This is a genomic window from Kitasatospora sp. NPDC054939, assembly GCF_053610105.1.
Genome location: NZ_JBSGXP010000276.1, coordinates 2,031 through 3,775 on the forward strand (window position 1 = coordinate 2,031; position 1,745 = coordinate 3,775).

Consider the following 1,745-nt stretch of genomic DNA (forward strand, 5'->3'; position numbering starts at 1 on the left):
TTAGCAACCTCCCAAAAAGTCAGAATGATATAAGCAGCAACCCCGACCGTCAGCCCTTGAATCAAGCTGATAAAGACGATAAAACCTATTTCACGTAGAAGTGCTTTCATTCAGCATCCTCCTTATTGATCCGGTTACTCCTTCTATCTGCAAACATGATTGTTCGGTATTCCCGTAACTGATTTTCAATAGTTTCCGCAGGCACTAAAGGGTATGCAGTTTTTTCCCACAATATAAAATCACATTGCTTATCGTTCGCATCGGGAAAGTATTTCCGCACTAAATCTATCCACGTCATCCCGCTATTTTTCACCGCTTTAATCATCAGACAGCACCCCAAGACATTCTGATGCTATCTCTCAGACCCGCCGGCCGCAAAGTAGTCTTTGACTTCACAGGAAGCCCCATGATGAACAGCGTTCGCGTTTCCTGGATAAGCGATTTATCATTGTGCGTTACAAACTCTTCTTCCTGTACCCGCTTCACCATGCCGCCATACTGTGAAACTACTTCTCTTTTAATCATTTTCATATCAGCTCCCACCATTTGAATTTTTTTCGTGTGCGCCCGCATGTGGCGCACGTATTGGAATCGTTTATCTTGTGGTATCCTCTAACTTTGCAGATGGTTCCTTTCATCTTTTGGATCATTCCGCTTCCCCCTTCAGCTGCTTCAAACACTCTTCAAGGAATGGGATTTCCTCTTTTGTGAATTTTATTGTTGTGTCCCCTTGAGAAAATTCAAGCACTTCATTTCTTTGCTCTCTCTTAAATCTATCTAAACTTTTTTTAAAGAATGGGATTTGTTCTTTTTTGAATTTCACTGCCTTATATCTGCCCGCGTAAATCTCTAAAATTTCATTAATCTTATAAACTAGTGCCTCTTTTCCGCCTGATTCTTTGACCAATATATAACTTCCATTCCCTATAACGCTGACGCTCACTGCGTTTCCCCCTCAAGTCGTTTTAATTGCTCTGTAAGCTCCCCGAACCATTTCCTATCTTTTGCATCTAACGCTATGTCAATCATCGCTCTCAGCTCGTCAGAATCGAATTTTGGCGCGTCTCTCTGCGGTATCTTCTGAAGCTCATCTTTCCGTTTTCTATAATATACCTTTCTACCAACTTTAACCATGATGATAGAACCATCTAACCGCGATACTTTCCCCATTAAAAGCCGGACATGATCACAAGTGAAGCTAACCCAGTCACCCACTTTTAGCCATGCCATATATGCTCCCCTCTCGCTTTTCTAACTGCCCGTTGTCTAAAAGGTCATAGATTAAGAGAAAAACTTCTTTTATCGGTCTTTTAATGCTCGCTGCTATCTCGTTAATAGGTACACCCTCGGTCCATTGCGTTTTGACGGCTTCTATCTCTTTGCTCTTCCAGGAAAAATCGTAATCCTGTAGCATGATATATAAAGCCATGACGCGCCCTCCTTACCAATCATTCCGCCGATCTTCAATGATTTTGTATTGTTCTTCCGTCAATGCGATGTGTACTGGCTTATAATACTTTTTAATGTCCGAAGCATCTGGTCCAAATTTCAATTTCCCTAAAAATCTGTAAAAATCCTCAACATCGCTATCATCAGGTATACTTTTATCTTTCCTAACGATTACAAGAGCATCTGTAATGTCCTCTATACTTACATCCAATCTTTCGTCTGACCAATCCCCACAATCTGGCCCATCACACAAAAATCTTATCTCTTTTTCTTTAGCTACGAATACAATAGCCGGT

Annotated in this window: 5 protein-coding genes; all 5 read right to left on the minus strand. The window is 41.1% G+C overall.

The window, feature by feature from the left end:
* Nucleotides 1-324: 324 nt before the first annotated feature.
* The gene (locus ACWGB8_RS38080; RefSeq protein ID WP_380715712.1) at nucleotides 325-582 is read right to left on the minus strand and encodes a hypothetical protein; all 258 of its coding nucleotides are present in this window, start codon (nucleotides 580-582) and stop codon (nucleotides 325-327) included.
* Between the two features lie 64 nt (nucleotides 583-646).
* Nucleotides 647-943 (minus strand): hypothetical protein, encoded by a 297-nt coding sequence (locus tag ACWGB8_RS38085; protein ID WP_377455248.1) that lies wholly within the window; start codon nucleotides 941-943, stop codon nucleotides 647-649.
* Entirely contained in the window at nucleotides 940-1,230 is a 291-nt protein-coding gene (locus tag ACWGB8_RS38090) for an IDEAL domain-containing protein (RefSeq protein WP_377957825.1), read from the minus strand. Before ACWGB8_RS38090 ends, ACWGB8_RS38085 begins: the two co-directional genes overlap by 4 nt.
* Nucleotides 1,208-1,429, minus strand: a complete 222-nt coding sequence (locus ACWGB8_RS38095; RefSeq protein ID WP_377895748.1) for a hypothetical protein — start codon at nucleotides 1,427-1,429, stop codon at nucleotides 1,208-1,210. The genes ACWGB8_RS38090 and ACWGB8_RS38095 overlap by 23 nt, the downstream gene beginning before the upstream one ends.
* A gap of 12 nt (nucleotides 1,430-1,441) precedes the next feature.
* The coding region (locus tag ACWGB8_RS38100; protein ID WP_452218240.1) for a hypothetical protein at nucleotides 1,442-1,745 on the minus strand (304 nt) is incomplete at its 5' end.